The organism is Aeromonas sp. NJAU223 (genome assembly GCF_051125555.1).
GTDB classification, from domain to species: Bacteria; Pseudomonadota; Gammaproteobacteria; order Enterobacterales; family Aeromonadaceae; genus Aeromonas; species Aeromonas veronii_G.
Genome location: NZ_CP144204.1, coordinates 3,647,726 through 3,672,500, shown reverse-complemented (window position 1 = coordinate 3,672,500; position 24,775 = coordinate 3,647,726). Strand labels below are relative to the sequence as shown.

At 60.4% G+C, this 24,775-nt stretch carries 20 protein-coding genes, 2 rRNA genes and 1 pseudogene (1 of these 23 only partly in view); 12 read left to right on the top strand and 11 right to left on the bottom strand.

Annotated elements, in window-relative coordinates; translation table 11 throughout:
* From VZC39_RS16745 to VZC39_RS16735, 3 genes are all read left to right on the top strand, one after another.
* Positions 1-1,601 (top strand): 23S ribosomal RNA (locus VZC39_RS16745); it begins 1,288 nt to the left of the window's first position.
* Between the two features lie 119 nt (positions 1,602-1,720).
* Positions 1,721-1,835 (top strand): 5S ribosomal RNA (gene rrf, locus VZC39_RS16740).
* 390 nt (positions 1,836-2,225) lie between these two features.
* Complete coding sequence (locus tag VZC39_RS16735; RefSeq protein WP_349919443.1) at positions 2,226-2,858, top strand: LysE family translocator; 633 nt, start codon at positions 2,226-2,228, stop codon at positions 2,856-2,858.
* A 70-nt stretch (positions 2,859-2,928) separates the two neighbouring features.
* Here the strand turns inward: VZC39_RS16735 and fis are convergent, their stop codons facing one another.
* Both fis and dusB read right to left on the bottom strand, forming a co-directional pair.
* Entirely contained in the window at positions 2,929-3,225 is a 297-nt protein-coding gene (gene fis, locus VZC39_RS16730) for a DNA-binding transcriptional regulator Fis (protein ID WP_005309538.1), read from the bottom strand.
* Between the two features lie 25 nt (positions 3,226-3,250).
* Positions 3,251-4,216 carry a tRNA dihydrouridine synthase DusB gene (gene dusB / locus VZC39_RS16725; RefSeq protein WP_434663974.1) on the bottom strand — a complete coding sequence of 322 codons (966 nt, stop codon included), beginning with the start codon at positions 4,214-4,216 and terminating at the stop codon, positions 3,251-3,253.
* Between the two features lie 292 nt (positions 4,217-4,508).
* On the opposite strand from dusB, the gene VZC39_RS16720 reads away from it, so the two are divergent.
* The 4 genes from VZC39_RS16720 (at position 4,509) to VZC39_RS16705 (ending at position 9,304) form a co-directional block, all read left to right on the top strand.
* Entirely contained in the window at positions 4,509-5,915 is a 1,407-nt protein-coding gene (locus VZC39_RS16720; RefSeq protein ID WP_434663973.1) for a TolC family protein, read from the top strand.
* 67 nt (positions 5,916-5,982) lie between these two features.
* Positions 5,983-6,987 carry an HlyD family secretion protein gene (locus VZC39_RS16715; RefSeq protein ID WP_434663971.1) on the top strand — a complete coding sequence of 335 codons (1,005 nt, stop codon included), beginning with the start codon at positions 5,983-5,985 and terminating at the stop codon, positions 6,985-6,987.
* Positions 6,987-8,123 (top strand): ABC transporter permease, encoded by a 1,137-nt coding sequence (locus tag VZC39_RS16710; RefSeq protein ID WP_349919437.1) that lies wholly within the window; start codon positions 6,987-6,989, stop codon positions 8,121-8,123. Before VZC39_RS16715 ends, VZC39_RS16710 begins: the two co-directional genes overlap by 1 nt.
* A complete protein-coding gene (locus tag VZC39_RS16705) occupies positions 8,120-9,304 on the top strand; it encodes an ABC transporter permease (RefSeq protein ID WP_349919436.1) in 1,185 nt (394 codons plus the stop codon). The genes VZC39_RS16710 and VZC39_RS16705 overlap by 4 nt, the downstream gene beginning before the upstream one ends.
* A 34-nt stretch (positions 9,305-9,338) precedes the next feature.
* Here VZC39_RS16705 and VZC39_RS16700 read toward each other — a convergent pair whose 3' ends face one another.
* The 3 genes from VZC39_RS16700 to VZC39_RS16690 all read right to left on the bottom strand — a co-directional run bounded on the left by VZC39_RS16700 (position 9,339) and on the right by VZC39_RS16690 (position 11,717).
* Positions 9,339-9,974, bottom strand: coding sequence for an SDR family oxidoreductase (locus VZC39_RS16700; RefSeq protein ID WP_349919435.1), 636 nt, complete (start codon positions 9,972-9,974; stop codon positions 9,339-9,341).
* Positions 9,975-10,103: 129 nt separating this feature from the next.
* Entirely contained in the window at positions 10,104-10,958 is an 855-nt protein-coding gene (locus VZC39_RS16695) for a DnaA ATPase domain-containing protein (RefSeq protein ID WP_349919434.1), read from the bottom strand.
* A 90-nt stretch (positions 10,959-11,048) separates the two neighbouring features.
* Positions 11,049-11,717, bottom strand: coding sequence for a DnaT-like ssDNA-binding domain-containing protein (locus VZC39_RS16690; protein WP_349919433.1), 669 nt, complete (start codon positions 11,715-11,717; stop codon positions 11,049-11,051).
* 250 nt (positions 11,718-11,967) lie between these two features.
* Between VZC39_RS16690 and VZC39_RS16685 the strand changes: the two genes are divergently transcribed.
* Entirely contained in the window at positions 11,968-12,939 is a 972-nt protein-coding gene (locus VZC39_RS16685; protein WP_349919432.1) for a response regulator, read from the top strand.
* A 73-nt stretch (positions 12,940-13,012) separates the two neighbouring features.
* Here the strand turns inward: VZC39_RS16685 and VZC39_RS16680 are convergent, their stop codons facing one another.
* The 3 genes from VZC39_RS16680 to VZC39_RS16670 all read right to left on the bottom strand — a co-directional run bounded on the left by VZC39_RS16680 (position 13,013) and on the right by VZC39_RS16670 (position 15,952).
* Positions 13,013-14,410 carry a peptide MFS transporter gene (locus VZC39_RS16680; RefSeq protein WP_434663966.1) on the bottom strand — a complete coding sequence of 466 codons (1,398 nt, stop codon included), beginning with the start codon at positions 14,408-14,410 and terminating at the stop codon, positions 13,013-13,015.
* Positions 14,411-14,624: 214 nt separating this feature from the next.
* On the bottom strand, positions 14,625-15,536 hold the full coding sequence (gene galU, locus VZC39_RS16675) for a UTP--glucose-1-phosphate uridylyltransferase GalU (protein ID WP_349919429.1): 912 nt from the start codon (positions 15,534-15,536) through the stop codon (positions 14,625-14,627).
* Between the two features lie 95 nt (positions 15,537-15,631).
* Positions 15,632-15,952 carry a ComEA family DNA-binding protein gene (locus VZC39_RS16670; RefSeq protein ID WP_349919427.1) on the bottom strand — a complete coding sequence of 107 codons (321 nt, stop codon included), beginning with the start codon at positions 15,950-15,952 and terminating at the stop codon, positions 15,632-15,634.
* A 165-nt stretch (positions 15,953-16,117) separates the two neighbouring features.
* Between VZC39_RS16670 and cysQ the strand changes: the two genes are divergently transcribed.
* Positions 16,118-16,888: a 3'(2'),5'-bisphosphate nucleotidase CysQ gene (gene cysQ, locus VZC39_RS16665; RefSeq protein WP_349919426.1), complete on the top strand. Its 771-nt coding sequence runs from the start codon at positions 16,118-16,120 to the stop codon at positions 16,886-16,888.
* A gap of 89 nt (positions 16,889-16,977) precedes the next feature.
* On the opposite strand, the gene VZC39_RS16660 is transcribed toward cysQ, so the two are convergent.
* The 3 genes from VZC39_RS16660 to VZC39_RS16650 all read right to left on the bottom strand — a co-directional run bounded on the left by VZC39_RS16660 (position 16,978) and on the right by VZC39_RS16650 (position 19,514).
* Positions 16,978-17,274, bottom strand: coding sequence for a YciI family protein (locus tag VZC39_RS16660; RefSeq protein WP_349919424.1), 297 nt, complete (start codon positions 17,272-17,274; stop codon positions 16,978-16,980).
* A 24-nt stretch (positions 17,275-17,298) separates the two neighbouring features.
* Positions 17,299-17,850, bottom strand: a complete 552-nt coding sequence (locus VZC39_RS16655) for a septation protein A (protein ID WP_349919422.1) — start codon at positions 17,848-17,850, stop codon at positions 17,299-17,301.
* A gap of 140 nt (positions 17,851-17,990) precedes the next feature.
* Positions 17,991-19,514, bottom strand: a complete 1,524-nt coding sequence (locus tag VZC39_RS16650) for an aminotransferase class V-fold PLP-dependent enzyme (RefSeq protein WP_349919421.1) — start codon at positions 19,512-19,514, stop codon at positions 17,991-17,993.
* A gap of 214 nt (positions 19,515-19,728) precedes the next feature.
* Here VZC39_RS16650 and trhA point away from each other — a divergent pair, with 214 nt between their 5' ends.
* The 3 genes and pseudogenes from trhA to VZC39_RS16635 all read left to right on the top strand — a co-directional run.
* Complete coding sequence (gene trhA, locus VZC39_RS16645; protein WP_349919419.1) at positions 19,729-20,364, top strand: PAQR family membrane homeostasis protein TrhA; 636 nt, start codon at positions 19,729-19,731, stop codon at positions 20,362-20,364.
* A 114-nt stretch (positions 20,365-20,478) separates the two neighbouring features.
* Positions 20,479-22,140, top strand: a complete 1,662-nt coding sequence (locus VZC39_RS16640; protein WP_349919417.1) for a putative transporter — start codon at positions 20,479-20,481, stop codon at positions 22,138-22,140.
* Between the two features lie 193 nt (positions 22,141-22,333).
* Positions 22,334-24,772: pseudogene (locus VZC39_RS16635) on the top strand (retention module-containing protein); the annotation flags it as partial.
* Between the last annotated feature and the right edge of the window lie 3 nt (positions 24,773-24,775).

Here is a 24,775-nt window from a genome sequence, read left to right as displayed (position 1 = left end):
GACCAAGGGTTCCTGTCCAACGTTAATCGGGGCAGGGTGAGTCGACCCCTAAGGTGAGGCCGAAAGGCGTAATCGATGGGAAGCAGGTTAATATTCCTGCACGACTTGTAATTGCGATGGGGGGACGGAGAAGGCTAGGTGGGCCAGGCGACGGTTGTCCTGGTGAAAGTGCGTAGGTGGTGTTTCTAGGCAAATCCGGAGACACAACACTGAGACACGAGACGAACGCACTACGGTGCGGAAGCCATTGATGCCCTGCTTCCAGGAAAAGCCTCTAAGCTTCAGATTACAAGTCATCGTACCCCAAACCGACACAGGTGGTCGGGTAGAGAATACCAAGGCGCTTGAGAGAACTCGGGTGAAGGAACTAGGCAAAATAGAACCGTAACTTCGGGAGAAGGTTCGCTCTTGATGGTGAAGTCCCTTGCGGATGGAGCTGTCGGGAGTCGCAGTGACCAGATGGCTGGGACTGTTTATCAAAAACACAGCACTCTGCAAACACGAAAGTGGACGTATAGGGTGTGACACCTGCCCGGTGCCGGAAGGTTAATTGATGGGGTTAGCGCAAGCGAAGCTCTTGATCGAAGCCCCGGTAAACGGCGGCCGTAACTATAACGGTCCTAAGGTAGCGAAATTCCTTGTCGGGTAAGTTCCGACCTGCACGAATGGTGTAACCATGGCCATGCTGTCTCCACCCGAGACTCAGTGAAATCGAATTCGCCGTGAAGATGCGGTGTACCCGCGGCTAGACGGAAAGACCCCGTGAACCTTTACTACAGCTTGGCACTGAACATTGAACCTACATGTGTAGGATAGGTGGGAGGCTTTGAAGCGATGACGCCAGTTGTCGTGGAGCCGTCCTTGAAATACCACCCTTGTATGTTTGATGTTCTAACGCAGGGCCCTGAATCGGGCTCGCGGACAGTGCCTGGTGGGTAGTTTGACTGGGGCGGTCTCCTCCCAAAGAGTAACGGAGGAGCACGAAGGTTGGCTAATCCTGGTCGGACATCAGGAGGTTAGTGCAATGGCATAAGCCAGCTTAACTGCGAGACGGACAGGTCGAGCAGGTACGAAAGTAGGTCATAGTGATCCGGTGGTTCTGAATGGAAGGGCCATCGCTCAACGGATAAAAGGTACTCCGGGGATAACAGGCTGATACCGCCCAAGAGTTCATATCGACGGCGGTGTTTGGCACCTCGATGTCGGCTCATCACATCCTGGGGCTGAAGTCGGTCCCAAGGGTATGGCTGTTCGCCATTTAAAGTGGTACGCGAGCTGGGTTCAGAACGTCGTGAGACAGTTCGGTCCCTATCTGCCGTGGGCGTTGGATGATTGAAGGGAGTTGCTCCTAGTACGAGAGGACCGGAGTGAACGAACCTCTGGTGTTCGGGTTGTCACGCCAGTGGCACTGCCCGGTAGCTAAGTTCGGAATCGATAACCGCTGAAAGCATCTAAGCGGGAAGCGAGCCCTGAGATGAGTCATCCCTGACCCCTTGAGGGTCCTAAAGGGCCGTTGGAGACCACAACGTTGATAGGTGGGGTGTGTAAGCGCGGCGACGTGTTGAGCTAACCCATACTAATTACCCGTGAGGCTTAACCATACAACACCCAAGAAGTGTTTCTGGCCTTGTAGCAAGTGCATGAACTACTCAAATTCAGTGATAGCGACGAGCCAAGAGCGACATCGTTATTCACGTCAGCTTTCTAGATTAAGAATTTGCCTGGCGGCCATAGCGCCGTGGAACCACCTGATCCCATGCCGAACTCAGAAGTGAAACGCGGTAGCGCCGATGGTAGTGTGGCATTCGCCATGCGAGAGTAGGACACTGCCAGGCACCTAATTTGAAGAAGCCCGCTCATCTGAGCGGGCTTTTTTATTGGCTGACATTTGGGGATTGGCAGATGTTTTGTCCAATCATGGCCTGTTTATCAGGCAACTACATCGTAAAGCCCTATCAACTTAGTCAAACAAACTGCCTTCTACGCCTCCGATTACCTGTCTCCTGCCTGTTTTTAGCGCCACACTACCGGACTACCGGACTACCGGACTACCGGACTACCGGACTACCGGACTACCGGACTTCTTTTCTCCGCATCTTCCCTCCACCTCCAACTGCAACGGCAAGGCGACTATGCCCTGCATTGATAATCACTATCGCGAGAGACGGGAGTGACAAGCGCGACGGGATCCATAGACTAGGTGTTTCATGCACAAGGAGCTGTCTATGTTGGGGATCCACGATCTGGCGTTGTTTATCGTATCGGGCTTGTTGCTGAACATGATGCCGGGACCGGACTCCCTGCTCATCATGCTGCGCAGCGGCTCTCAGGGCTGGCGAGCCGGCTCGGTGGCGGCGTTGGGGATAGGGACAGGCACCATGGTACACGTGCTGGCAGCGGCGCTGGGGCTGTCAGCCCTGCTCAGTGCCTCGGCCGAGCTGTTTGCCGTCATCAAGCTGACAGGGGCGCTCTACCTGGTCTATCTGGGGATTTCACTGCTCAGGCAAAAGGCGAGTACCGCAGTGGCAGGAGAGGGGTCAGTGGCGCTGCCCAGGCTCTCCTATGGGCGTATCTACCGGCAGGGGCTGCTGACCAATGTGCTCAACCCCAAGGTCGCGCTGTTTTTCCTCGCTTTCGTCCCCCAGTTCATCGATCCCGCCGCGCCGCAGAAGGCGCTGGCCTTCATCGTGCTGGGCTGCATCTTCAACCTCAACGGTATGATCTGGTGCCATCTGCTGGCCTTCTCTACCGCCTTTGCGAGCAGCAAGCTGCGCCTGCCAGCCCGGGTCGGGACCTGGCTCAACCGCGTAATGGGGGGCCTGTTTGTGGGTCTGGGGATCAAGCTGGCCGCCGAATGATGGCCATAGAAAAAGGCGTATCCCATCGCTGGGATACGCCTTCGTCTGCAACTGCAGCAGGAGACTGAAATCAGTTCATGCCGTAGCGCTTGAGTTTCTTGCGCAGGGTACCACGGTTGATGCCCATCATCACGGCGGCGCGAGTCTGGTTGCCACGGGTGTACTGCATGATCACGTCCAGCATGGGGGCTTCGACTTCGGAGAGAACCATATCGTACAGATCAATCACTTCCTGACCGTTCAACTGGGCCAGGTAGTTACGCAGGGCCTGTTGCACAGAGTCACGCAGGGGGCGCTGGGTTGGCTCGGCGGCGTGATTGTGAGTAGTTGTTACCAATGCATCAGAAGTCAGGGTTTGTTCGAACATATTCGGTCGGCTCTTTAGTTATGCGTTAACCTAATCCATCGAAATACACTTCAAGTGCCGTCAGCTGTGCATCAGCACAATCCAGGGCATTGAAATGTTTACGGAATTCTCGGCCCGTCTCTTCTTCATCCAGATACCAGCCCACGTGTTTACGGGCAATGCGCGCTCCCAGATATGCACCGTAAAACTGGTGCAGGTTGGTAACATGCTCGTTCATCAGGGTGCGAACCTCTTCCCTGTCGGGAGGTGGCAGCTTGGTGCCCGTCTCAAGAAAATGACGGATTTCCCGGAAAATCCAGGGTCGTCCTTGCGCTGCACGGCCGATCATCACGGCGTCGACGCCGGTATAGTCGAGGACATACCGGGCCTTCTCCGGGCTGTCTATGTCGCCATTGGCGACAACAGGAATCGATACGGCCTGCTTAATCGCCCTGATAGTGTCGTACTCCGCTTCCCCCTTGTAGAGGCAGGCGCGGGTACGACCATGCACGGCAAGGGCCGCGATACCGCAATCTTCGGCGATTCGGGCGATCTCCTCGCCATTGCGGTTATCCGGATCCCATCCTGTGCGGATCTTCAAGGTGACAGGCACGTCCACTGCATCCACCACGGCCCGGCAGATGGTTCTGACCAGATCGGGTTGGCGCAGCAGGGCGGAACCTGCCAACTTCTTATTCACTTTTTTTGCCGGGCATCCCATGTTGATGTCGACGATCTGAGCGCCCTGCTCCACGTTGTAGCGGGCAGCAAACGCCATCATCTCGGGGTCAGCCCCGGCAATCTGGACCGATCGCAAGCCGCCTTCTGCAGAGTGACCCATTCTCATCCTGGTTTTCTGGGTATCCCAGACATCCGGGTTGGCCAGCAGCATCTCGGAAACGGCCATGCCGGCACCCAATCGCAAACAAAGTTCACGAAATGGTCGGTCTGTTACACCGGCCATGGGGGCCACGATCAGGGGAGTTTCAAGCGTGTGGGGACCTATCTGCATTACACGGTTACCATCGGCTTAGGGCGGCGTATATTACGCATTTTTTAGTCAGGAGAAAAGGTTAGTATTTGAGCGTCAGCCATTTTTTTCTGAAAAAAACGTCGCGCCAAGGCTTGCAAATTCAGGAGTGCTTGAAAATCAGACATATTGTCTGGGACGATAGGTGGGGTCAAATGAGTGAGGGGTGTCACGATTTGTGAGTCTCCCTCCACCATGGGTTTACGTTATGATAGCGAGCCTGAATCGAGCAAAGGCTCCACACAATTTCATTACAAATAGAATTTGGGGATGTATGACGTCAAGGTTCATCAAATTGCTCAGTCCGTGCCTGCTGGGTGCCATGCTGGGCTCGGCTCAGGCCCAGACCGTCAGCTTCACCGAGGCCTGGAGCCGGGTCATCCAGCAGGATGATGGTCTGGCGGCGGAACAGGCGGGCGTGGAGCGGGCCGAGCAGCTGCGCGAGGCGGCCAAGGCCATGTATCTGCCCAAGGTGGATGTGGGGGCCAGCTATACCCACCTCGATCAGCCGATGGAACTGGACATGCTGGATCTCAATCCCATCGCCAACCATCCGGAGTTTGGCAAGGTGCTGGGGCCTGTGATGCAGGCGCTGAACCTCAGTCCGAGCGACTTCGTTACTCCCTTGACCAAACAGAATGTGGTCACCAGCTCGGTCAAGATGCTGTGGCCACTGTTCACCGGCGGGCGCATCGATGCGGCCCAGGACATTCGCCAGGCTCAGGTGAGCGAGGCGCAGCAGCTGCTGGTGCTCAAGCAGCAGTCCACCTTCGAGAGCCTCTCCCAGACCTATTTCGGCGTGGTGCTGGCGGCGCAGGTGGTGCAGACCAAGCAGGAGATAGAACAGGGGCTGGCCCATCATCTGGATCATGCCCAGAAGCTGGAGGCCCAGGGCCAGATCGCCAAGGTCGAGCGACTCTCCGCCCAGTCTGCCTATGACAGGGCGCGTATCGATACCCAGAAGGCGCGGCGCAGCCTGGAGATCGCTCAGCTGGCCCTCGGCCATATGCTCAAACTCAAGCAGGCGGAGCCCAATACTCGCCTGTTCATCAACTCAGGCATGCCGCAACTCGACCCCTTCGTGCAGGAGACGCTGGCGGTACACCCCGGTCTCAAGTTGCTGGCGGCCAAGAAGGAGCAGGCCCAGGGCATGATCAAGCTGGAGAAGGGCAAATATGCCCCCGAGCTGTTCCTGTTCGGTAATTACAACCTCTACGAGGATGACTCCATCGTCTCCAAGACCACGCCGGACTGGCTGGTCGGGGTGGGGGTCAGCATGCCGCTGGTGAGCCGTGACGGCCGCTCGGAGACGGTGCAGGCGGCCAAGAGCGCCGAGCTGCAGGTCAATCTGCTGCAGGCCAAGACCCGCCAGGATCTGGAGTTGCTGGTCGAGAAGACCTGGCGCGAGGCGGCTCAGGGGCTGGAGGAGTATCAGTCCCTCGCCTCCACCCAGGCGCTGGCGCAGGAGAACGTGCGGCTGCGGGACAAGGCGTTCGGCCAGGGGCTCTCCACCTCGCTGGACGTGGTGGATGCCCGGAATCAGCTGGCGGGGGTCAAGACCCAGCGCGCGGCCGCCGCCTATCAATACGTCATCTCCCTGGCCCGATTGCTGGCGCTCTCCGGTCAGATGAACAGTTTCAATCAATATCAGCATGGTCAGGCCATCGAGGTGAATTCATGAGCCCTGCGCTGTTGATCCCACATTGTGTTTCGACCGCCAAGGGTCGCCCGTTTGCCGAGGTGAATGCATGAGTCACTCCCCCATAAAGAAGAAGATGAGCCGAGGCAAGCCGCTGTGGCTGGCCCTGCCGCTGGTGTTGCTGGTCATCTGGCTGGGCTGGCGCTTCTGGCTCGCCTATCAGCCGGAGCCGGTACGGCTGCAAGGGCAGATAGAGGCGCAGCAATACTCCGTCTCCTCCAAGGTGGCGGGGCGCATCGATGAGGTGCTGGTGAAGAAGGGGGATCAGCTGAGCAAGGGGCAGCTCGCCTTCACCCTGGCGAGCCCGGAGATCGAGGCCAAGCTGAGTCAGGCCAAGGCGGGTCAGGCGGCGGCTGGCGCCCTGGCGCAAGAGGCCGAGAAGGGGGCGCGGGCCCAGCAGATCGCGGCGGCAAAAGATCAGTGGCAACAGGCCAAGGCGGCGGCCCTGCTCCATGGCAAGACCTATGCCCGCATCGCCAACCTGCACCGTGACGGCGTCATGCCCCTGCAGAAGCGAGACGAGGCCTGGACCGCCTGGCAGGCGGCCAAGTACAGCGAAGGCATGGCCTGGCAGCAATATCAGATGACCCTTGAAGGGGCGCGGGAGGAGACCAAGGTGGCGGCCCGGGAGCAGGCCAAGATGGCGGCAGGCTCAGTGGCCGAGGTGGAGGCTTATCTCGCCGATACCCGCATTGTCACTCCGCACGCCGGTGAAGTGGCTCAGGTGCTGCTGCGCAGTGGCGAACTGGCTCCCCAGGGCTTCCCCGTGGTGACCCTGCTCGACATGGAGGATGCCTGGGCCCAGTTCCACATCCGTGAGGATCTGTTGCCCCGCTTCCCGGTGGGCACCGAGTTCGACGCCCGCATTCCCGGCCTTGGGGATCAGCTGATCCGCTTCAAGGTAAGCCATGTCGCGGCCATGGGCGACTTTGCCACCTGGCGCGCCACCGATACCCGTCAGGGCTTCGACATGAAGAGCTTCCAGGTGGAGGCCCGTCCCCTGCAAGCGGTTGAGGGGCTGCGGGTCGGCATGAGCGTACTGGTCGAGCTTTGATGAACAGCGAGTGGCGACGACTGTGGCAGGATCCCTTCGGGCGGGCGCTGGCGAGCTGGCTCCCGCTGCTGCTGATCGGGATCCTGTGCTGGATCTTCTCGGCGGGGCTTGCACGGGATCTCAAGATAGGTCTGGTGGATCTGGACAGGAGTGCGCTCTCCCGCCAGCTGGCGTTCTCGCTGGATGGTTCGAGCGGGCTTAAGGTCAGCGACCAGTTCGACTCCATCGACGAGGGAGCCAGAGCGCTGCGAGGGGGGAGTATCTACGCCCTGGTGGTGATCCCCGCCCATCTGGAGCGGGACGCTCGGGAAGGCAGCCAACCTCAGGTCACCGTGCTCAACAACGGCCAGTTCATCCTCATCGCCAAGCTGGTGAGCTCGGCCCTGGCCCAGGTGGTCGGCACCCTCAACGGTCAGGTCGGCGTATTGGCGGCCATGGCGGATGGCAAGGCGCTGCCCGGCGCGCTGGGACAGTCTCTGCCCATCACCAGCCAGATCACGGCGCTCTACAACCTCAACTCCAGCTACGCCCAGTTCCTGCTGAGTGCTCTGCTGCCCGCGGTGTGGCAGATCCTGGTGGTGCTCTACGGTTTGAATGCACTGGCACGGCTAGACCGGCTCGGCCTGAACTGGGCCCGTGAAGGGGTCTGGAAGGGCCTGTGGCGCATTTTGTTGCCTCACGTGCTCATCGGCTGGGCTTGGGGGCTGGGGTGGAGTCTGCTGCTGTTTATGGCGTTTGGCTATCCCATGCAGGGTAGTTGGCTGATCCTGACGCTTGGGCTTGGGTTGGCATCGGCCGCCTGCGTCAGCATGGGGGCCTTCTTCTACGCCCTGTTGCGGGATCCGGCGCGGGCGCTGTCGATAGCGGGGGCTTACACCGCACCGGGCTTTGCCTTCATGGGAGTCACCTTCCCGGTCAGTGCCATGGGGGATCTTGCCCAGTTCTGGCGCAGCCTGTTGCCGATCTCCCATTACGTCGAACTACAGATAGGGCAGACCAACTACGGTCTGCCGCTCGGGGCGACCCTGCCCCAGTTCGGCGCCCTGTTGCTGTTCCTGCTGCCCCTGCTCGTGGTGGTGCGCCGTTATCGACCGCAGACGACCCTGGGCCCCGGGGCCGGGGAGGCCAAATCATGATGGGCTTCTGGGATCTGCTGCGCCTCGAGCTGCGCAGTCTGCTGACGGACAGGGCCATCATGCTGACCCTGTTTGGTGGCGTCTTTTTCTACTCCTTCCTCTATCCCCAGCCTTACCTGAATCAATTGCCGCGGGAAGAGGCGGTGGTGGTGGTCAATGACGATGGCAGCCAGCTCTCCCGCCAGCTGGAGTTCATGGCCGATGCCACGCCCCAGGTCAGACTGGTGGCGCGGGTCGCCAGCCTGGACGAGGCTCGCCACTGGCTGCTGACCGGCAAGGCGAGCGGCATCTTGCACATCCCCCGCCACTTCTATCGGAACCTGATGCTGGGCCGTAGTGTGACCTTGAGCTATGCGGGGGACGCCTCCTACTTCCTGGTGTACGGCACCATCGCCGAGGGGTTGGCCCAGGCGGGCGGCACCCTGGCCGCTCAGGTGAAGGTGGCGCGCCTGCTGAGCCACGGGGAGGCGCTGCCCCAGGCGGCCGTGGGCTGGAATGCGGTGGGCCTCAACGTGCTGCCGGTGTTCAACCCCTCCATGGGGTATGTGAACTACGTGGTGCCTGCGGTGTTCGTGCTGATCCTGCATCAGGTGCTGCTGATGGGGGCCGGCATCCTGGGGGCGACCCAGAACCAGCTCAGCCGCCGTGGCGAACGTGGCTATTGGCAGCAGGCGCCCGTCTGGGCCTTGCTGCTGGCCAGAACCCTGGTGCTGGGGGGGATCTTCGTGCTGCCCGTGACCTACTTCTTCGGCTTCTGCTTCGATTACTACGGCATAGCGCGCAGCGCCGAGCCGGGAGCGCTCTGGCTGTTCACCCTGCCGTTCCTGCTGGCGACCACCTGGCTCGGCATCGTACTGGGGGCGCTGTTTACCCGCCGGGATCTGCCAACCCAGGTGGTGCTGGTCTCCTCCCTGCCGCTGGTGTTCCTTGCCGGTTTTATCTGGCCTCTCGAGCTCATCCCTGCGCCGCTCAACTGGCTGTCCCAGTGGGTGCCGAGTACCCCGGCCATCGAGGGTTTCCTGCGCCTGAACCAGATGGGGGCCGCGTTCTCCCAGGTCTCTGGCTACTGGTGGCAGCTGTGGGGGCTGGCCCTGTTCAACGGTCTGCTCGCCATCCTCTTGCTGGCCTGGCGCCAGCGTCAGGGCACCGAACCCGATATGAAAACGGTCAGCGAAAGCTGACCGTTTTTCAAAGATCCGGCACCCGAATGGCGGCTTAACTGCGTTGCAGACCGGGCTCCCCGATGGCGTAGATCTGGCCGAGGGCTAGCTGGTCGGTGAGCAGTTGCAAACCCTGCAGCGCCACGTCCTGGCGCCTGACCAGACCGTGCACCTCCTGCCCCTGGCTGAGCACTGCCTTGCCGGTCGCGTCCCCATCCTGCAGGCCGGCTGGCCGCAATATGGTCCATTCGAGTTCGCTTGTCTGCAGCCAGCTCTCCGCCAGACTCTTCAGCCGCACCTCGTGACCGAAGGCCTCCCGCGCCCGCTCGGGCAAGTATTGCCAGCTGTCGCCGCAGCCGAGGGACGTGACCAGCAGCAGGCGCTTGAGTCCGGCCTGCTCCATGGCGTCGATCACCTGGCGGTTGCCCTGATAATCCACGGGTTGCTGCTGACGGAAGCTGCCCAGGGTGGAGACCACCCGGGCCTCGCTGCCAGCCAGTTGGCAGGCTGCGGCCACGGCGGCCGAGTCCAGGGCATCCCCCTGCACCGTCTCGGCCCCCAGGGATTGCAGCTCGGCGGCCATGTCGGGGCTGCGTACCAGGGCGACGACCCTGTGGCCTTGGCGCAATGCCTGCTCGGTGAAGGCGCGGCCCAGCCCGCGGCTGGCTCCGAAGATGAGAATGGTCGGCATGAGAGAGTCCCCTTGAAGAAAAGGGGTAGCCTAGGGCCTGGAAGAGGGGATGTAAATGAGAGTTGTTTTTATCTGTGAAGGGAAAGCAGAAAAGCAACGGGCCGACGTCGGTGACGTCGGCCCGCAGGGTCAGCCGTTGTAGTGGCCGATGCTGGGGCGGCGACTGGGGCCACTCAGGTGGATATCCACCGGGTTGAAGGCCTTGATCGCCTCGAAGCTGAAGTCCCCGATGGCCTGATGCAGGCTCTGGGGGCTGTGGTTGGTGATGATGATGACGCTCTTTGACAGGTTGCGACGGCGGCGCAACAGGTGGCCGAGGAAGCTGGACTGGCTCTCCGCCATCTTGGCGCGGTTGGCGGCCACTTCGTCGATGATCAGCAAATCAACCTCTTCCAGGGCGCGGCGGTACTGGTTGCGCTCCTCCTGATCCTGGATGACGTTGAAGAACAACCGATCCACGATGGAGGCCCACTGCTGGAAGATCACCGATTTCTGGTGACGTTCGATCAACTCGTGAGCGACGGCTCCCGCCAGGGTCGACTTGCCGGTGCCGTAGTCCCCGTAGATGAGCATGCAGCCGCCGCCGCTCTTCTCCCAGTGCTCGAAGCCGCTGATGAAGTAGCGGGCGGTCTCGATGGGGTATTGCAGCGCCGGATCGGTGGCATCCATCTTGTCGAAGATCCAGTCAGGGTTGAGATCGGCCTGGGCGATCAGCTTCAGGATCCGCTCCTGGCGCGCCGCCTTCTGCAGCTCGCGTACTTCCTCGTTCGCCTTGGCGTCGTACTCCTTGCGCAGGGTCTCGTAATCGTACTGGCTGCCGCCGGTCTGGGCCTGCAGGCGGCGGATGCGCTCCAGCAGGCCACCCACATGCTGGCTCAACTCGGGATCGTGCACGCGCTGATCCTGTTTGGCTCTGGCTATCTTCTTGCGTCTGGCCTCGATCTCTTCCAGCTCCTGGCGCAGGGGATCTTGCGGGTCTGTCATGAATGGCTCCTTCTGCGAGGGAAAGGGTAAAGGGCGGACAAGGGTGTGACCGATGGTGCGGCCAATAGTGCCTGCTGCCGATGCTTGGGATCAATCATTATCCGGCTCCTGGGCCAGGCGCTTGGCGGTTTCTATCATCTCCTGTGCCCGTCTGCTCGGGCCGGATTCCACCGGGGGCGGGCTGACCTGCTGATAGCCCTTGATCTCCATCGGCTGGCGGCGGGCGTAACGGCGGCTCTTCAGGGTACGGATGAATTTGAGCATCCACTGGTGCTGGGAGTCGAACACCTCGGGGCGGCCCAGCCAGTAGGCGATGAACTCCCCGAGATCTTCCTCGCTGTAGCTGGCGTCGATCACGCCGCACAGCCGGGCGAGGGCGGGCAGCTCCTCATCCGGGCGCCACTGCAGGTGCATCTGGAACGGCCGCTCCGGCAGCGGGCTGCGCACGCGCTGACTCAGCAGGGGCAGCAGGAAGGGGCACTGATGATAGTGCTCACTGTCGCCATGGGCCTCGACTTGCAACAATTCTGCTTCCATCAGTTCATCCAGCAGCTCAGTCAGCTGTCTGGCATTGACCTGATAGCAGAAACCGCTGGGATCGCCCGGATCGACCACCGCCAGCGCGCGCCCGAGCTCCGGGTAGTTGAGCCGGGTCTGCCGGTTTTCCAGCACCAGCCGACGCAGTTGCAGGGTATAGAGGCTGCGGGCCGGATGGGACAACCTGGGATGGGCGAGGGCGCTGTATTCGGCTGGGGTCATGGTCTGCTTCACAATCGGGAATGAGAGCATTATCCCTCATGGTGTGGCTGCATACAATTCGTGGTGCCAGGGCTGGCAATACCTCTGGGCACCAAAAAATATTGATGAAATAGTCAGTCTATTTCAACCAGTTGGGCCGGGCATCGGCAGATTCATGACGCGCAATTGCATCCTTGGGTGGCGATATAGACCCCACATGATCTAGGCTTAATATCCAACTAACACGCTGACTAATAAGAGCTTTGTCAAGATGTCAAAAGCCGGACTACGGATCTTGGTGGTAGAGGATGAGGCGGTTTTTCGCCACTCCTTGGTCACTTATCTCGAGCATGAGGGGGCCTGTGTCTTTCAGGCCGAAGATGGCATTGAAGGGCTCTCCGCCGCCGCCCTTTATCACCCCGACATCGTGCTCTGCGATCTCAACATGCCCAATATGGATGGCCACGAAGTGATAGCCTGCCTCGCCGCTCGCTATCCCGAGGTGCCCGTCATCGTCATCTCCGGTCAGGACAAGATGGCCGCCATCGAGCGGGCGCTGCGGGCCGGGGCGAAGGATTTCTTCATCAAGCCGGTCTCCGACTATGACCAGATCCGGCGCAGCATCGACCAGTGTCTGGCGGGCGTCGGGCATCAGAGCCAGCAGCTCGAGCTGATGGAGCACATGGACTTCTTCCGTGCCCACGACAGAGCCTCCAGCCGTCTGCTGGCCTGGCTGGCCCCCCCAGGTCTGCAGGAGTGGGGCCCCTGGCAGGTGACCTTCGCCGGCATGGGCAACCTCTTCATCCCCGATACCTTCAAGCTGGATGACAAGCTGCTGGTGCTGGTGATGGAGCTGCCCCTCCTTGGCATGGATGCGGCCTTCTGCAGCGCACTGGTGCGCTCCCTGATGAACGGGCCCTACCGCCAATACCAGCAGCAGGAGAGTCTGCTGCTGACCCAGCCCCATCGCCTGCTGGATTACCTCAATCTGCAACTGCTGGAGTCGGGGTTGCGCCACTCCTTCTCCATGGCCGCCCTGCTGTTTGATCAGGAGGATGGTCTGGTGTTTGCCAATGCCGGTCTCACCTCGCCGCGCTGGTTGATGCGCTCGGGGGGCTTGCCCCTGGGGCTGATGCGCAGCAGCCGGTACAGCCTGCACAAACGCAGCTGGCACGAGCCATTCGAACTGCAGTTTCGCAGTGACAGCGGCAGCGCGTTGAAGATGCAGGTGCGTCATCACTGAGATCGCGAGCAATAAGCCGGAAAGCAAAGAGGGCGCCCAATGGGCGCCCTCTTTGTTGCTGCATCCTGACCGATCAGACGGTGGCGGATTGCAGTTTCTTGTCGCTGTCGTCGGCGGCTTTGGCCGGGCCTTCGGCACCGTGCATCCAGTAGACCAGGCGATTGGCCATGGTCAGCAGGATCAGGGCGCTGATCACCGCGGCCAGTGCGATACCACCGAAGATGGCCATGGCGCCGGACTCGCCTACGAAGGAGCCGATGAAGCCGGCGGCATAGTTGGCCAGGGCCACGAAGCCGAACCAGGCACCCATCATCAGGGAGGCCAGGCGCAGCGGAGCCAGCTTGGTCACCATGGAGAGCCCGATGGGGGAGAGGCAGAGCTCGCCCAGGGTGTGGAACAGGTAGGCACCGACCAGCCAGAACATGGAGGTCTTGACGGCCTGATCACCACCTTGCTCCAGCACGGCACCGATCATGAACAGGAAGCCGACGGCCAGGAACAGCAGACCCATGGCGAATTTCACCGGGGAGTTCGGCTCTTTCTTGCCGAGCTTGATCCAGATGGCCGCCACGATCGGGGCGAGGGTGATGATGAAGAAGGGGTTCAGGGACTGGAACCAGGCGGTCGGCACTTCGAAGCTGCCGATCATGCGGTCGGTATATTCCTGTGCGTACAGGTTCATCAGGCCACCAGCCTGCTCGAAACCGGCCCAGAAGATGATGGTGAACAGACCCAGCACCAGGATGACCTTGATGCGATCCACTTCCTGCTTGGTCAGCGGAGCCTTCTGCTCCTTGGAACGTTGCTCGGCGGCGCGCTGGGCGGCCGGTACACGGCCGATGTCACCCAGGAAACGCTGGGCCATGGTGGCTTGCACCACCAGGGAGAGCAGCATGCCGATACCGGCGCTGACGAAGGCTGCTTGCCAGCCGTAGGCGGTGGCGGCAGCGCCACAGATCACGCCAGCCAGCAGGGAGCCGAGGTTGATGCCCATGTAGAAGATGGTGAAGGCACCGTCGCGGCGATGATCCCCTTCCTTGTATAGGTCACCCACCATGGTGGAGATGTTCGGCTTGAACAGACCGTTACCCAGGATCAGCAGACCGAGGCCCGCGTAGAAGACGGTGTTGACCATGTCCGGGAACATGGTGTGGGGCAGGGCCAGGGTGAACTGGCCGGCCGCCATCAGTATGGCGCCAAACAGGATGGCGCGACGTTGACCGAGGAAGGTATCCGCCAGCCAGCCGCCGATGATGGGGGTGATGTAGACCAGGCCGGTGTAGATGCCGTACAGCTTGAGCGCATCGGCTTGTGTCCAGCCCATGCCGCCATTGGTAGTCATGTCGGTCAGATAGAGGACGAGCACGGCACGCATGCCGTAATAGGAGAATCTCTCCCACAGTTCGGTACTAAAGAGCAAAAAAAGCCCTTTAGGGTGACCTAAAAAGGTCCCTTTGGACGGGTTATTCATTGGAACTTCCACCTGTGTCTTATATTTTTTTAGAAATTTTATGCAAGGGCTAGGAACAAGCCATCTTTCTTATAAAACAAGCGGAATCGAATTACAACGAGCGTTTTTGACGTTATTTTATCTATCGATGGTTGATTTTTTGTTTAAAAAATGAAAAAAGGGCATCGAATGATGCCCAGTTTTTTATTCTGTATATTGTGCAAATATTCAGCGATTACAACTCTTTGGCAAATTGTTTCAGCCAGCTGGTGAACTCCTTGCCGAGCTCCTTGTGGCGGCTGGCATATTCCACATTGGCCTTCATATAACCAAACTTGCTGCCGCAATCGTGGCTGCGGCCCTTCATGAAGTAGGCGTTGACCTGCTCCTTCTCCATCAGCATGGCGATGGCGTCGGTCAGCTGGATCTCGTCCCCGGCGCCGGCCGGCGTTTTCTCCAGCAGGGGCCAGATGTTGGCAGACAGCACGTAGCGGCCGACCACGGCGAGGTTGGAGGGAGCCTCGTCACGGGGGGGCTTCTCGACGATGGCCTGCATCGGCAGTGACATGCCGGCGGTCAGTGCCTCGCCCTTGATGTCGGCGATGCCGTATTTGTCCACATCCTGCTCGGGCACGGCTTCCACCATGATCTGGCTGATCTGATCGTCTTCGAACAGATGCACCATCTCGGCCAGGTTGTCCTGCTTGAGATCGCTGGCCACCTCGTCGATCAGTACGTCCGGCAGCAGCACCGCAAAGGGTTGATCGCCGATCAGCGGGCGGGCGCAGAGCACCGCATGGCCCAGACCCTTGGCCTCACCCTGGCGCACGTGCATGATGGTCACGTCTTTGGGGCAGATATGTTGCACCTCTTCCAGCAGCTGACGCTTGACCCGCTTCTCCAGAGTCGCCTCCAGTTCGAAACTCTTGTCGAAGTGGTTCTCGATGGAGTTCTTGCTGGAGTGGGTCACCAGGATGATCTCCTTGATGCCGGCGGCGATGGCCTCACGCACCACGTACTGGATCAGTGGCTTGTCGACCACCGGCAGCATCTCCTTGGGAATGGCCTTGGTAGCGGGCAGCATGCGAGTGCCCAGACCGGCGACGGGGAGAACGGCCTTGCGAACAACGAGAGGGGTCTTTTTCATGGAAGTGAGTCCGAAGATACTAAGTGGGCTCATGATACCCGAAGAAAAATAGGGCAGCCACTGGCTGCCCACAGGAGAAACAGGGTCTTGACTCGCTACTTGACGATGATCATGTCCCGGTTTGCATCCAGGGTTGCAGGTCCGATGCCGCTCACCTCCTCCAGCTGCTCCACCGAGGTAAACTTGCCCTGCTTCTCTCGGTAATCGACGATGGCCTGGGCCTTCTTCTCGCCAATGCCCTTCAGGGATGCAAGCTCATCGGCGCTGGCGGTATTGAGGTTGACCTTGCCGTTCTCCTTGGCTTGGTTGACGGTTGCGGCGGGCTGGGTAGCGGGCTTGTCGGCAGCGATCAGGGGTTGGCTAAAGAGCGGCAGGGCGCCCAGCAGCAGGGCTGCAATCAGGGTCTTTCTGTTCATGATGTCACATCCTTGTTAGGTGCCGATTGGCTATAGAAAGCTAGCCGAGCTGCGCCATTTTTCGTCTGTCAGAATTAGCAGGGAATAACTCAGGTGAATCGGCTATAAGCCGGGTGCCGTCTCCTCGGTTACACTGGCTAACCATTTGAACAGGATGCCTTTTCCATGTCCCAACCCGCCATTTCCGATCTGGAGCCCATCGCCCGCGCCGCAGGTCGTGCCATCCTGGCCATCTACCATCAACCCTTCGAGGTGGAATACAAGCAGGACGAGAGCCCGCTGACTGCGGCCGACAAGGGGGCTCACGAGGTCATCGTGCAGGCGTTGGCAGCATTGACGCCAGGGATCCCCGTGCTGTCGGAGGAGTCGGATGCGGGTGTCATGCAGGAGCGGCTTGGCTGGTCACGTTACTGGCTGGTGGACCCTCTGGATGGCACCAAGGAGTTTGTCTCTCGCAACGGGGAGTTCACGGTGAACATCGCGCTCATCGAGGCGGGCAAGCCCATTTGGGGACTGGTTTATGCTCCCGTGCTGGACAAGCTCTGGTATGGCGGCAAGGGAGTCGGGGCCTGGCGGACAGATGCGAGTGGCACAGCTCCTATCCAGACCCGCCCCCATGCCGAGGGACAGGTCTGGAAGGTGGTGGGCAGTCGCAATCACCTCTCTCAGGCCACTCTGGATTATCTGGCCCGTTTCGGCGACATGGCGAAGGGGGAGATTGAGCTGATCGCCATGGGCAGCTCATTGAAGTTTTGCATCATCGCCGAGGGCGGGGCCGAACTCTATCCCAGGTTGGCACCGACCTGCGAATGGGACACGGCGGCGGCCCAGGCGGTGCTGGAGGGGGCCGGGGGCAGCGTGACCCAGCTCGATGGGTCTCCCCTTGCCTACAACAAGCCGGATATCCTCAACCCCTGGTTTGTGGCCAAGGCCTGAGCCACCCCGCCGTTCTCGCGAGCCAAATAGAAAGGCCGGACATTGTCCGGCCTTTCGCATGTTTGAACACAGCCAGGGGAGCGGCTGACTCAGAACACCTTCTTGTAAGGCTTGATGGTGACCTTGGCGTAGACGCCAGCCGCCACATAAGGATCGCCGTCGGCCCAGGCCTTGGCCTCTTCCTGGCTGCCAAACTCGGCGATGACGGTGCTGCCGGTGAAACCCGCATCGGCAGGATCCTCGGCGTCGATGGCCGGGTTGGGGCCGGCGGTCAGCAGCCGCCCCTCATCCTGCAGTGCCTGCAGACGGGCGAGGTGGGCGGGGCGAGCCAGCTTGCGCTGGGGCAGGCTGCCCGCGACGTCTTCGGAGTAGATCAGATACCACATGGAACAATCCCTTTCTGGTTGCGGTTATTTGTCCTGTTCGGCTTTTTGCTCCGCCGGCAGGTGGCGATAGAGATAGACGCCGCTCAGCAGAGTGAAGACCAGGGTCAGGCCGAGCAGGCCGAACACCTTGAAGTTGACCCACACCTCTTGGGACAGGTTGAAGGCCACATAGAGGTTGAGCAGGCCGCAGAGGGCGAAGAAGCCGACCCAGCCGAGGTTGACATGATCCCAGATACGATCCGGCGCCTGCAGCTCCTTGGCCAGCATCTGCTTGATGAGGTTCTTGCCAAAGCCGTAGCGGCTGATGAGCAGGGCGAGGGCAAACAGCACGTTGATCACAGTCACCTTCCACTTGATGAAGGTGTCGTCGTGGAAGAAGACGGTGAGGCCGCCGAAGAAGCCGACCAGCAGGAAGGTGAACAGCTGCATCTTCTCTACTTTGCGATAGCGGATCCAGCTGTAGGCGAGCTGCAGGCCGGTGACCACCACCAGGGCACCGGTGGCCATGTAGATGTCATAAAACTTGTAGACCGCGAAGAAGACGATCAGGGGAATGAATTCAATAAACTGCTTCATGCTGGGTCCGTTAACCTCAAAATTTCACTCAGTGTACCTGCCTGCCAGACAACGGCAAATGAATAAGACCGCGTCACCGTGTCAGCCGTTCCCGCGCTGTCGGATCTTGGCTGCGTTATCCGGCCGATGATGTTCCGGCATCAGGCCTGCGGGGCCTTTGCCCCAAATAGCTCGTGGGCGATCACCTTGCCAAGGCGCTCCTGATCCGCCAGCAAGTCCTGGATGTGGTGTTGCTCGATCAGCGGGTTGAGCAGCACGGCCCGCAGCAGGGTGAGGGGTTGCTCGCCGTATCGGCCGACCGCCCGCTGGGTACGGGAGACGAAGCTGTGACCCTCGGCCCGCTGCGCCTTCTGTAGCGCCACGTTGAAGTCATTGATCTGCCTGTTGGCAGCATCATCCAGTGCCTTGTTCTGTAAATGTGGCGGAATGCAGCGGTAAGAGAGCAGGTTCATCACGGGGGCAGAGATTAATTCGAAGGCCGGGTTCTCTTCGATGAGCCTGGCCATCAGCCTGGCCCTGTCGTAATTCGCCTCGATAAGTCCGGCATAGCCTTGCTGGCCCAGCAGCTGGAAGGCGGCGTCCAGATAGAGTGCATTGGCGGGACGGGTTCCCTCCAGGGTGAAACGCCCCTGGTCGAAGGAGGTCGCCCGAATGGCGTAGGGGGCTTCCCGCTTGACCGTCATCATCAGGTCCGGCTGGCGGCAGAGCAGCATGCCGGTACCGAGCGGCACCAGAAGTTGTTTGTGGCCATCCAGCGTCACCGTGTCGGCCTGCTCGATCCCGGCCAGCAACTCCTGATAGCGGGGGGAGTAGAGGGTGGGACCGCCCCAGGCGGCATCCACATGGAAGTGGATCCCCTCCCGTCTGGCGATGGCGGCGAGTTCGGGCAGGGGATCGATGGAGCCAAAATCCGTGCTGCCGGCGACGCCGACCAGGGCCAGCACCTTGAGTTTTTGCGCCTTGCAGTGAGTCAGTGCGGATTCGAGCGCCGCCAAGTTGAGGCGATTGTCATCATGGGTATCGAGCCGCCACACGCTGGCCGCGCCGAGACCCAGCAGATCCATACCCTTGTCGAAGGAGTAGTGCATCAGCCGCGACCCCAGGATCACGGCGCCGCGATAGCCCTGTTCATAGAGGGAAAACAGGTTGTCACCACAGGCCTGGTTGCGGGCCAGCCAGAGGGCGGTGACGTTGGCGATGGTACCGCCGCTGGTCATGACGCCGAGGGCCGCATCCTTGGCGTGCATCTGGCTGGCATAGAAATCGTCGCTCTGGCGGTAGATCAAGCGATGCAGCTTGGCCAGCACTTCCCGCTCGAGGAAGCTGAGCAGGCGGGAAGACTCCATCTTCATCGGGTTCTGGTTCAGCATCACCAGCAGACGGGAGAGCTCGGCGGTAAAGGTCGGCAGTGGCGCCGTCATGTGTCCCATGTAGCGGGGGGAGGTGAGGTGCGAGGCGCCGGGAACCAGGGTCGCCAGCCGGGCCAGGTACTCCTGTGTGCTCATACCAGCAGCGGGCATGCGGGATTGATCGAACTGGTGGATGAACTGATCCCGTAGATAGGGCGCCTGACTGTCGTCCGAACGATGGAAGGTCTCCAGCAGGGCCGTCATGGCCTGGCCGAAGTCCGGATCCGGTTGTGTGAAGAGATCAGTCAGTGTCATCGGGTCCTCCAGACCTGCGTGGGGGCAGACTACGCCAGTTTGGGCCTTGCCCGGGGTGTGGCGCCGGCCGCAGAGCATACACCAAAGGGGCAGGGGGAACAGCCATCTCCTGCGCATCGCACCGCGCTCCGTGACGGCACTTTTATTTTGAGCTAACACTTGTAGCCTGAAATGAGGGCCGCTAGAGTGAGGCGAGTTTTGGCAGGAGGCAGTGATGAGTAATGTGACCGGTTATTCCCCGCGGGAAGAGTGGGCCAATCGCCTCAGCCATGGGCTGGGGTTGCTGCTCGGGATCCTGGGGCTGGCCCTGCTGCTGCATAAAGGCTGGGATGAGGGCCCCCAGGTATTGCTGAGCTACGGCCTCTATGGCATCAGCCTGGTGCTGCTCTATCTCGCTTCGACCCTCTATCACAGCGTGACGTCGGCAACGGCACGGCGCTGGTGCAAGCTGTTTGATCACTGCGCCATCTATCTGCTGATCGCGGGGACCTATACCCCCTTCTTGCTGGTCGCCCTGGACACGCCTTTAGCTCAGGGATTGATGGTGGTGATCTGGGTGCTGGCCCTGGCAGGGGTCGCATTCAAGCTGGTCTTTATCAACAGATTCAAGCGATTGTCTCTGTTTACCTACCTGTTGCTGGGTTGGCTATCGCTGGTGGTGGTGTATCAACTCTACCTTCATCTGGCGGGGGAGGGACTGCTGCTGCTCGGGATAGGGGGTCTCATCTACAGTCTGGGGGTGATCTTCTACGCATCCAAACGTATCCCTTATAACCATGCCATTTGGCACTTGTTCGTGCTGGGAGGCAGCGCCTGCCACTTTGCGGCCATTTACGGTTACGTCGGCTAACCCTTAATTGGTATTTTGGTGCCAATGAAAGCCTGAATTCGTGCGGCATCCCACAGTTGCCTCCTGCATTTGCTGACAAGCTAACGACAGTCTGGTTTGGAAAGGATGCATGCAATGAGTGAGATCGCGCTTTCCATCAGCATATTGTCGCTGGTGGCAGTGCTGGGGCTCTGGCTGGGAAACTGGCGAGTCTATGGCGTTGGTTTGGGGATCGGGGGGGTGCTGTTTGGCGGCATCATAGTGGGCCACTTCGCCGGCCTCTCCGGTTTGCAATTGAACGAACAAACACTTCATTTCATTCAGGAATTTGGCCTCATCCTGTTTGTCTATACCATCGGCATCCAGGTCGGCCCCGGCTTCTTCTCTTCCCTGCGCAGCTCCGGGCTCAAGCTCAATGGCTTTGCTGCCCTGCTGGTGCTGCTCGGCGCTCTGGTGGCTGTCGGGCTGCATCAGCTGTTTGACGTGCCGCTGCCTGCCATCCTCGGGATCTTCTCCGGTGCGGTGACCAATACCCCTTCCCTCGGGGCGGGTCAGCAGATCCTGGGAGAGCTGGGGGCCGCTCCCGACATGATGAGTACCATGGGGATGGGGTATGCCGTGGCTTACCCATTCGGGATCTGCGGGATCCTGCTCACCATGTGGTTCATCCGGGTGTTCTTCCACATCAAGATCGATGAAGAGGCGGCGGCGTTCGAGCAGCAGGCCAACAAGGGCAAGGAGAGCCTGCAGACCATCAACATCGCGGTGCGCAACCCGAATATGCACGGTCTGATGCTGCGGGAAATCCCGAGTCTGGATGAAGCGGACGTCATCTGCTCCCGCCTCAAGCGTGGTGAGGTGCTGATGGTACCGAGGCCGGAGTCCCGCATCGAACTCGGCGATCTGTTGCATCTGGTCGGCGAGCAGCACGCCCTGCACAAGGTGCTGCTGGTGCTGGGGGAGGAGGTGGATACTTCGCTCTCAACCCGAGGCACGGATCTGCGGGTCGAGCGGGTGGTGGTCACCAACGAGCAGGTGCTCGGCAAACGGATCCGCGATCTCGACATCAAGCAAAAATACGATGTGGTCATCTCCCGTCTCAACCGGGCGGGGATTGAACTGGTGCCGACTAGTCAGACCAGTCTGCAGTTTGGCGACATTCTCAACCTGGTGGGACGCCTAGATGCCATCGAGGCGGTGACCAGTGTAGTGGGCAACGTGCAGCAGAAGCTGCAGCAAGTACAAATGCTGCCGGTCTTCATCGGTGTCGGGCTGGGGGTCTTGCTCGGCTCTATTCCTTTCTATCTGCCTGGTTTCCCTGCGGCCCTCAAACTGGGGCTGGCGGGTGGACCGCTGGTGGTTGCTCTTGTCCTCTCGCGTATCGGCAGTATCGGCAAGCTCTACTGGTTCATGCCGCCGAGTGCAAACCTGGCGTTGCGTGAGCTCGGTATCGTGTTGTTCCTGGCGGTGGTGGGATTCAAGTCAGGGGCTGGCTTCATCGATACCCTGATCAACGGCGACGGCCCTGCCTGGGTGATGTACGGGGTGGCGATCACTCTGATCCCCTTGGTGGTGGTCGGGCTGCTGGCTCGTCACTACGGCAAGCTCAACTACCTCACGCTCTGCGGGTTGCTGGCGGGCTCCATGACGGATCCGCCCGCTCTGGCGTTTGCCAATGCCATGCACCCTACCAGCGGAGCCAGCGCACTCTCGTACGCAACGGTTTACCCCTTGGTGATGTTCCTTCGGATTATCTCGCCTCAACTGCTGGCCATCCTGCTCTGGGCCGGAGCTTGAGAGCCCTAGGCAGGAGCCAGTATCTGGTTCCTGCCTTTGTTTGTTATATGAAATGCTATTGATTTAATTGGCATTATCACGCTATCCCACAGTTCTGATCCGTCGTTCAATCCAGTCCCGAATTAGTCTGTTCGTTCGAATTTTCTAACTGGTTTCTGGGCTCAGGGACGGGCACAGTAGAGGCTGGAAAAGTATGCCCATAGATATTCAGGAGAGACTGATGAGCAGCCACAATATCGTTTTGGAACAGGATGTCGTCATTACCCAGTTGAAAGGCAAAGTCTATCTGGTTGCAGCAGATGGAAGCCAAATCCCGCTGGCCGAAGGCGATGTCTTGCCCAAGGATGCTGTTGTGCTTGCTCCGGACGGTGCCAGCTTCCAGGGGGGGGAGACGACCTTTACCCTGAGCCCGACCAAGGAGCCCATTCCTGCCGCGGAAGATATCCTGTTGGCACAGAATAATGCAGCGCAGACACCGGATGACATCGCCGCCTTGCAGCAAGCCATCCTCGAAGGGGTTGACCCCACCAAGGCCTTTGAAGCTTCTGCCGCGGGCGGAGCTCCTGCCGCCGGCAATGCAGGTGGCGTTGCGGGCGCCAGTGGCAACGGTGGTTTCGTCTCCATCGATAGAACCGGTGATGCCACCATAGCCGCCGCCGGTTTCGACACGGCCAATCCAGACGCGCCGGGTATTGTTGCCGAAGCGCGGGATGGCGAGGACGATATTGGCGATGTCGATACGGCTCTCATCGCCGGCGATGATGCCGGTGGGGTGACCGAGGATGCGACTAACCCGATCCTGACTGACAGCGGTGTACTTACCGTGAGCGATGCGGATGCGGGTCAATCAGTGTTTGTTGCGGGCAACGGCACCCCGAGCGCGGGTGCACTGGGCAGCCTGACCATTGATGCCGATGGTGCCTGGACTTACAACGTGGCGAATGGCGACGTGCAGTACCTGGGCGACGGTGAAACCAAGGTCGAGACCTTTGTGGTCAAGAGCCTGGATGGCACCGAGCACACCGTCACTATCACCATCACCGGCGTGAACGATGCGGCTGTCATTACTGGCAGCGACACCGGTGGCGTGACTGAAGACGAAACCAAGCCGACCCTGACCGAGACTGGCACGCTGAGCGTGACTGACGTGGACGGGGCGGACGAAGCCAAGTTTGTGGCGGGCAACGGTGTGGCCAGCAAGGACGCACTGGGCAGTCTCTCCATCACTGAAGGCGGTGCCTGGACCTACAACGTCGACAACAGCAAGGTGCAGTACCTGGGCGACGGTGAAACCAAGGTCGAGACCTTTGTGGTCAAGAGCCTGGATGGCACCGAACACACCGTCACCATCACCATCACTGGCGTCAACGATGGCGCCGTGATCGGCGGCACTGACCGCGGTGCGGTCACCGAAGACGAAACCAAGCCGACCCTGACCGAGACCGGTACCCTCACCGTGACTGACGTGGACGGGGCGGACGAGGCCAAGTTTGTGGCGGGCAACGGTGTGGCCAGCCCGGACGCACTGGGCAGTCTCTCCATCACCGAAGGCGGTGCCTGGACCTACAACGTCGACAACAGCCTGGTGCAGTACCTGGGCCAGGGCGAGACCAAGGTCGAGACCTTTGTGGTCAAGAGCCTGGATGGCACCGAGCACACCGTCACCATCACCATCACTGGCGTGAACGATGCGGCTGTCATTACTGGCAGCGACACCGGTGGCGTGACCGAAGACGAAACCAAGCCGACCCTGACCGAGACCGGTACCCTCACCGTGACTGACGTGGACGGGGCGGATGAAGCCAAGTTCATTGTTGGCAATGGCACCCCGAGCGCGGGTGCACTGGGCAGCCTGACCATTGATGCCGATGGTGCCTGGACTTACAACGTGGCGAATGGCGACGTGCAGTACCTGGGCGAAGGTGAAACCAAGGTCGAGACCTTTGTGGTCAAGAGCCTGGATGGCACCGAACACACCGTCACCATCACCATCACTGGCGTCAACGATGCGGCTGTCATTACTGGCAGTGACACCGGTGGCGTGACCGAAGACGAAACCAAGCCGACCCTGACCGAGACCGGTACCCTCACCGTGACTGACGTGGACGGGGCGGACGAGGCCAAGTTTGTGGCGGGCAACGGTGTGGCCAGCCCGGACGCACTGGGCAGTCTCTCCATCACCGAAGGCGGTGCCTGGACCTACAACGTCGACAACAGCCTGGTGCAGTACCTGGGCCAGGGCGAGACCAAGGTCGAGACCTTTGTGGTCAAGAGCCTGGATGGCACCGAACACACCGTCACCATTACCATCACTGGCGTCAACGATGGCGCCGTGATCGGCGGCACTGACCGCGGTGCGGTCACCGAAGACGAAACCAAGCCGACCCTGACCGAGACCGGTACCCTCACCGTGACTGACGTGGACGGGGCGGACGAGGCCAAGTTTGTGGCGGGCAACGGTGTGGCCAGCAAGGACGCACTGGGCAGTCTCTCCATCACTGAAGGCGGTGCCTGGACCTACAACGTTGATAACAACCTGGTGCAGTACCTGGGCCAGGGCGAGACCAAGGTCGAGACCTTTGTGGTCAAGAGCCTGGATGGCACCGAGCACACCGTCACCATCACCATCACTGGC

Coding starts and splice junctions, on each gene's coding strand:
- VZC39_RS16735 (WP_349919443.1), top strand. CDS start 2,226: ATGTTGGGGATCCACGATCTGGCGTTGTTTATCGTATCGGGCTTGTTG.
- fis (WP_005309538.1), bottom strand. CDS start 3,225: ATGTTCGAACAAACCCTGACTTCTGATGCATTGGTAACAACTACTCAC.
- dusB (WP_434663974.1), bottom strand. CDS start 4,216: ATGCAGATAGGTCCCCACACGCTTGAAACTCCCCTGATCGTGGCCCCC.
- VZC39_RS16720 (WP_434663973.1), top strand. CDS start 4,509: ATGACGTCAAGGTTCATCAAATTGCTCAGTCCGTGCCTGCTGGGTGCC.
- VZC39_RS16715 (WP_434663971.1), top strand. CDS start 5,983: ATGAGTCACTCCCCCATAAAGAAGAAGATGAGCCGAGGCAAGCCGCTG.
- VZC39_RS16710 (WP_349919437.1), top strand. CDS start 6,987: ATGAACAGCGAGTGGCGACGACTGTGGCAGGATCCCTTCGGGCGGGCG.
- VZC39_RS16705 (WP_349919436.1), top strand. CDS start 8,120: ATGATGGGCTTCTGGGATCTGCTGCGCCTCGAGCTGCGCAGTCTGCTG.
- VZC39_RS16700 (WP_349919435.1), bottom strand. CDS start 9,974: ATGCCGACCATTCTCATCTTCGGAGCCAGCCGCGGGCTGGGCCGCGCC.
- VZC39_RS16695 (WP_349919434.1), bottom strand. CDS start 10,958: ATGACAGACCCGCAAGATCCCCTGCGCCAGGAGCTGGAAGAGATCGAG.
- VZC39_RS16690 (WP_349919433.1), bottom strand. CDS start 11,717: ATGACCCCAGCCGAATACAGCGCCCTCGCCCATCCCAGGTTGTCCCAT.
- VZC39_RS16685 (WP_349919432.1), top strand. CDS start 11,968: ATGTCAAAAGCCGGACTACGGATCTTGGTGGTAGAGGATGAGGCGGTT.
- VZC39_RS16680 (WP_434663966.1), bottom strand. CDS start 14,410: ATGAATAACCCGTCCAAAGGGACCTTTTTAGGTCACCCTAAAGGGCTT.
- galU (WP_349919429.1), bottom strand. CDS start 15,536: ATGAAAAAGACCCCTCTCGTTGTTCGCAAGGCCGTTCTCCCCGTCGCC.
- VZC39_RS16670 (WP_349919427.1), bottom strand. CDS start 15,952: ATGAACAGAAAGACCCTGATTGCAGCCCTGCTGCTGGGCGCCCTGCCG.
- cysQ (WP_349919426.1), top strand. CDS start 16,118: ATGTCCCAACCCGCCATTTCCGATCTGGAGCCCATCGCCCGCGCCGCA.
- VZC39_RS16660 (WP_349919424.1), bottom strand. CDS start 17,274: ATGTGGTATCTGATCTACTCCGAAGACGTCGCGGGCAGCCTGCCCCAG.
- VZC39_RS16655 (WP_349919422.1), bottom strand. CDS start 17,850: ATGAAGCAGTTTATTGAATTCATTCCCCTGATCGTCTTCTTCGCGGTC.
- VZC39_RS16650 (WP_349919421.1), bottom strand. CDS start 19,514: ATGACACTGACTGATCTCTTCACACAACCGGATCCGGACTTCGGCCAG.
- trhA (WP_349919419.1), top strand. CDS start 19,729: ATGAGTAATGTGACCGGTTATTCCCCGCGGGAAGAGTGGGCCAATCGC.
- VZC39_RS16640 (WP_349919417.1), top strand. CDS start 20,479: ATGAGTGAGATCGCGCTTTCCATCAGCATATTGTCGCTGGTGGCAGTG.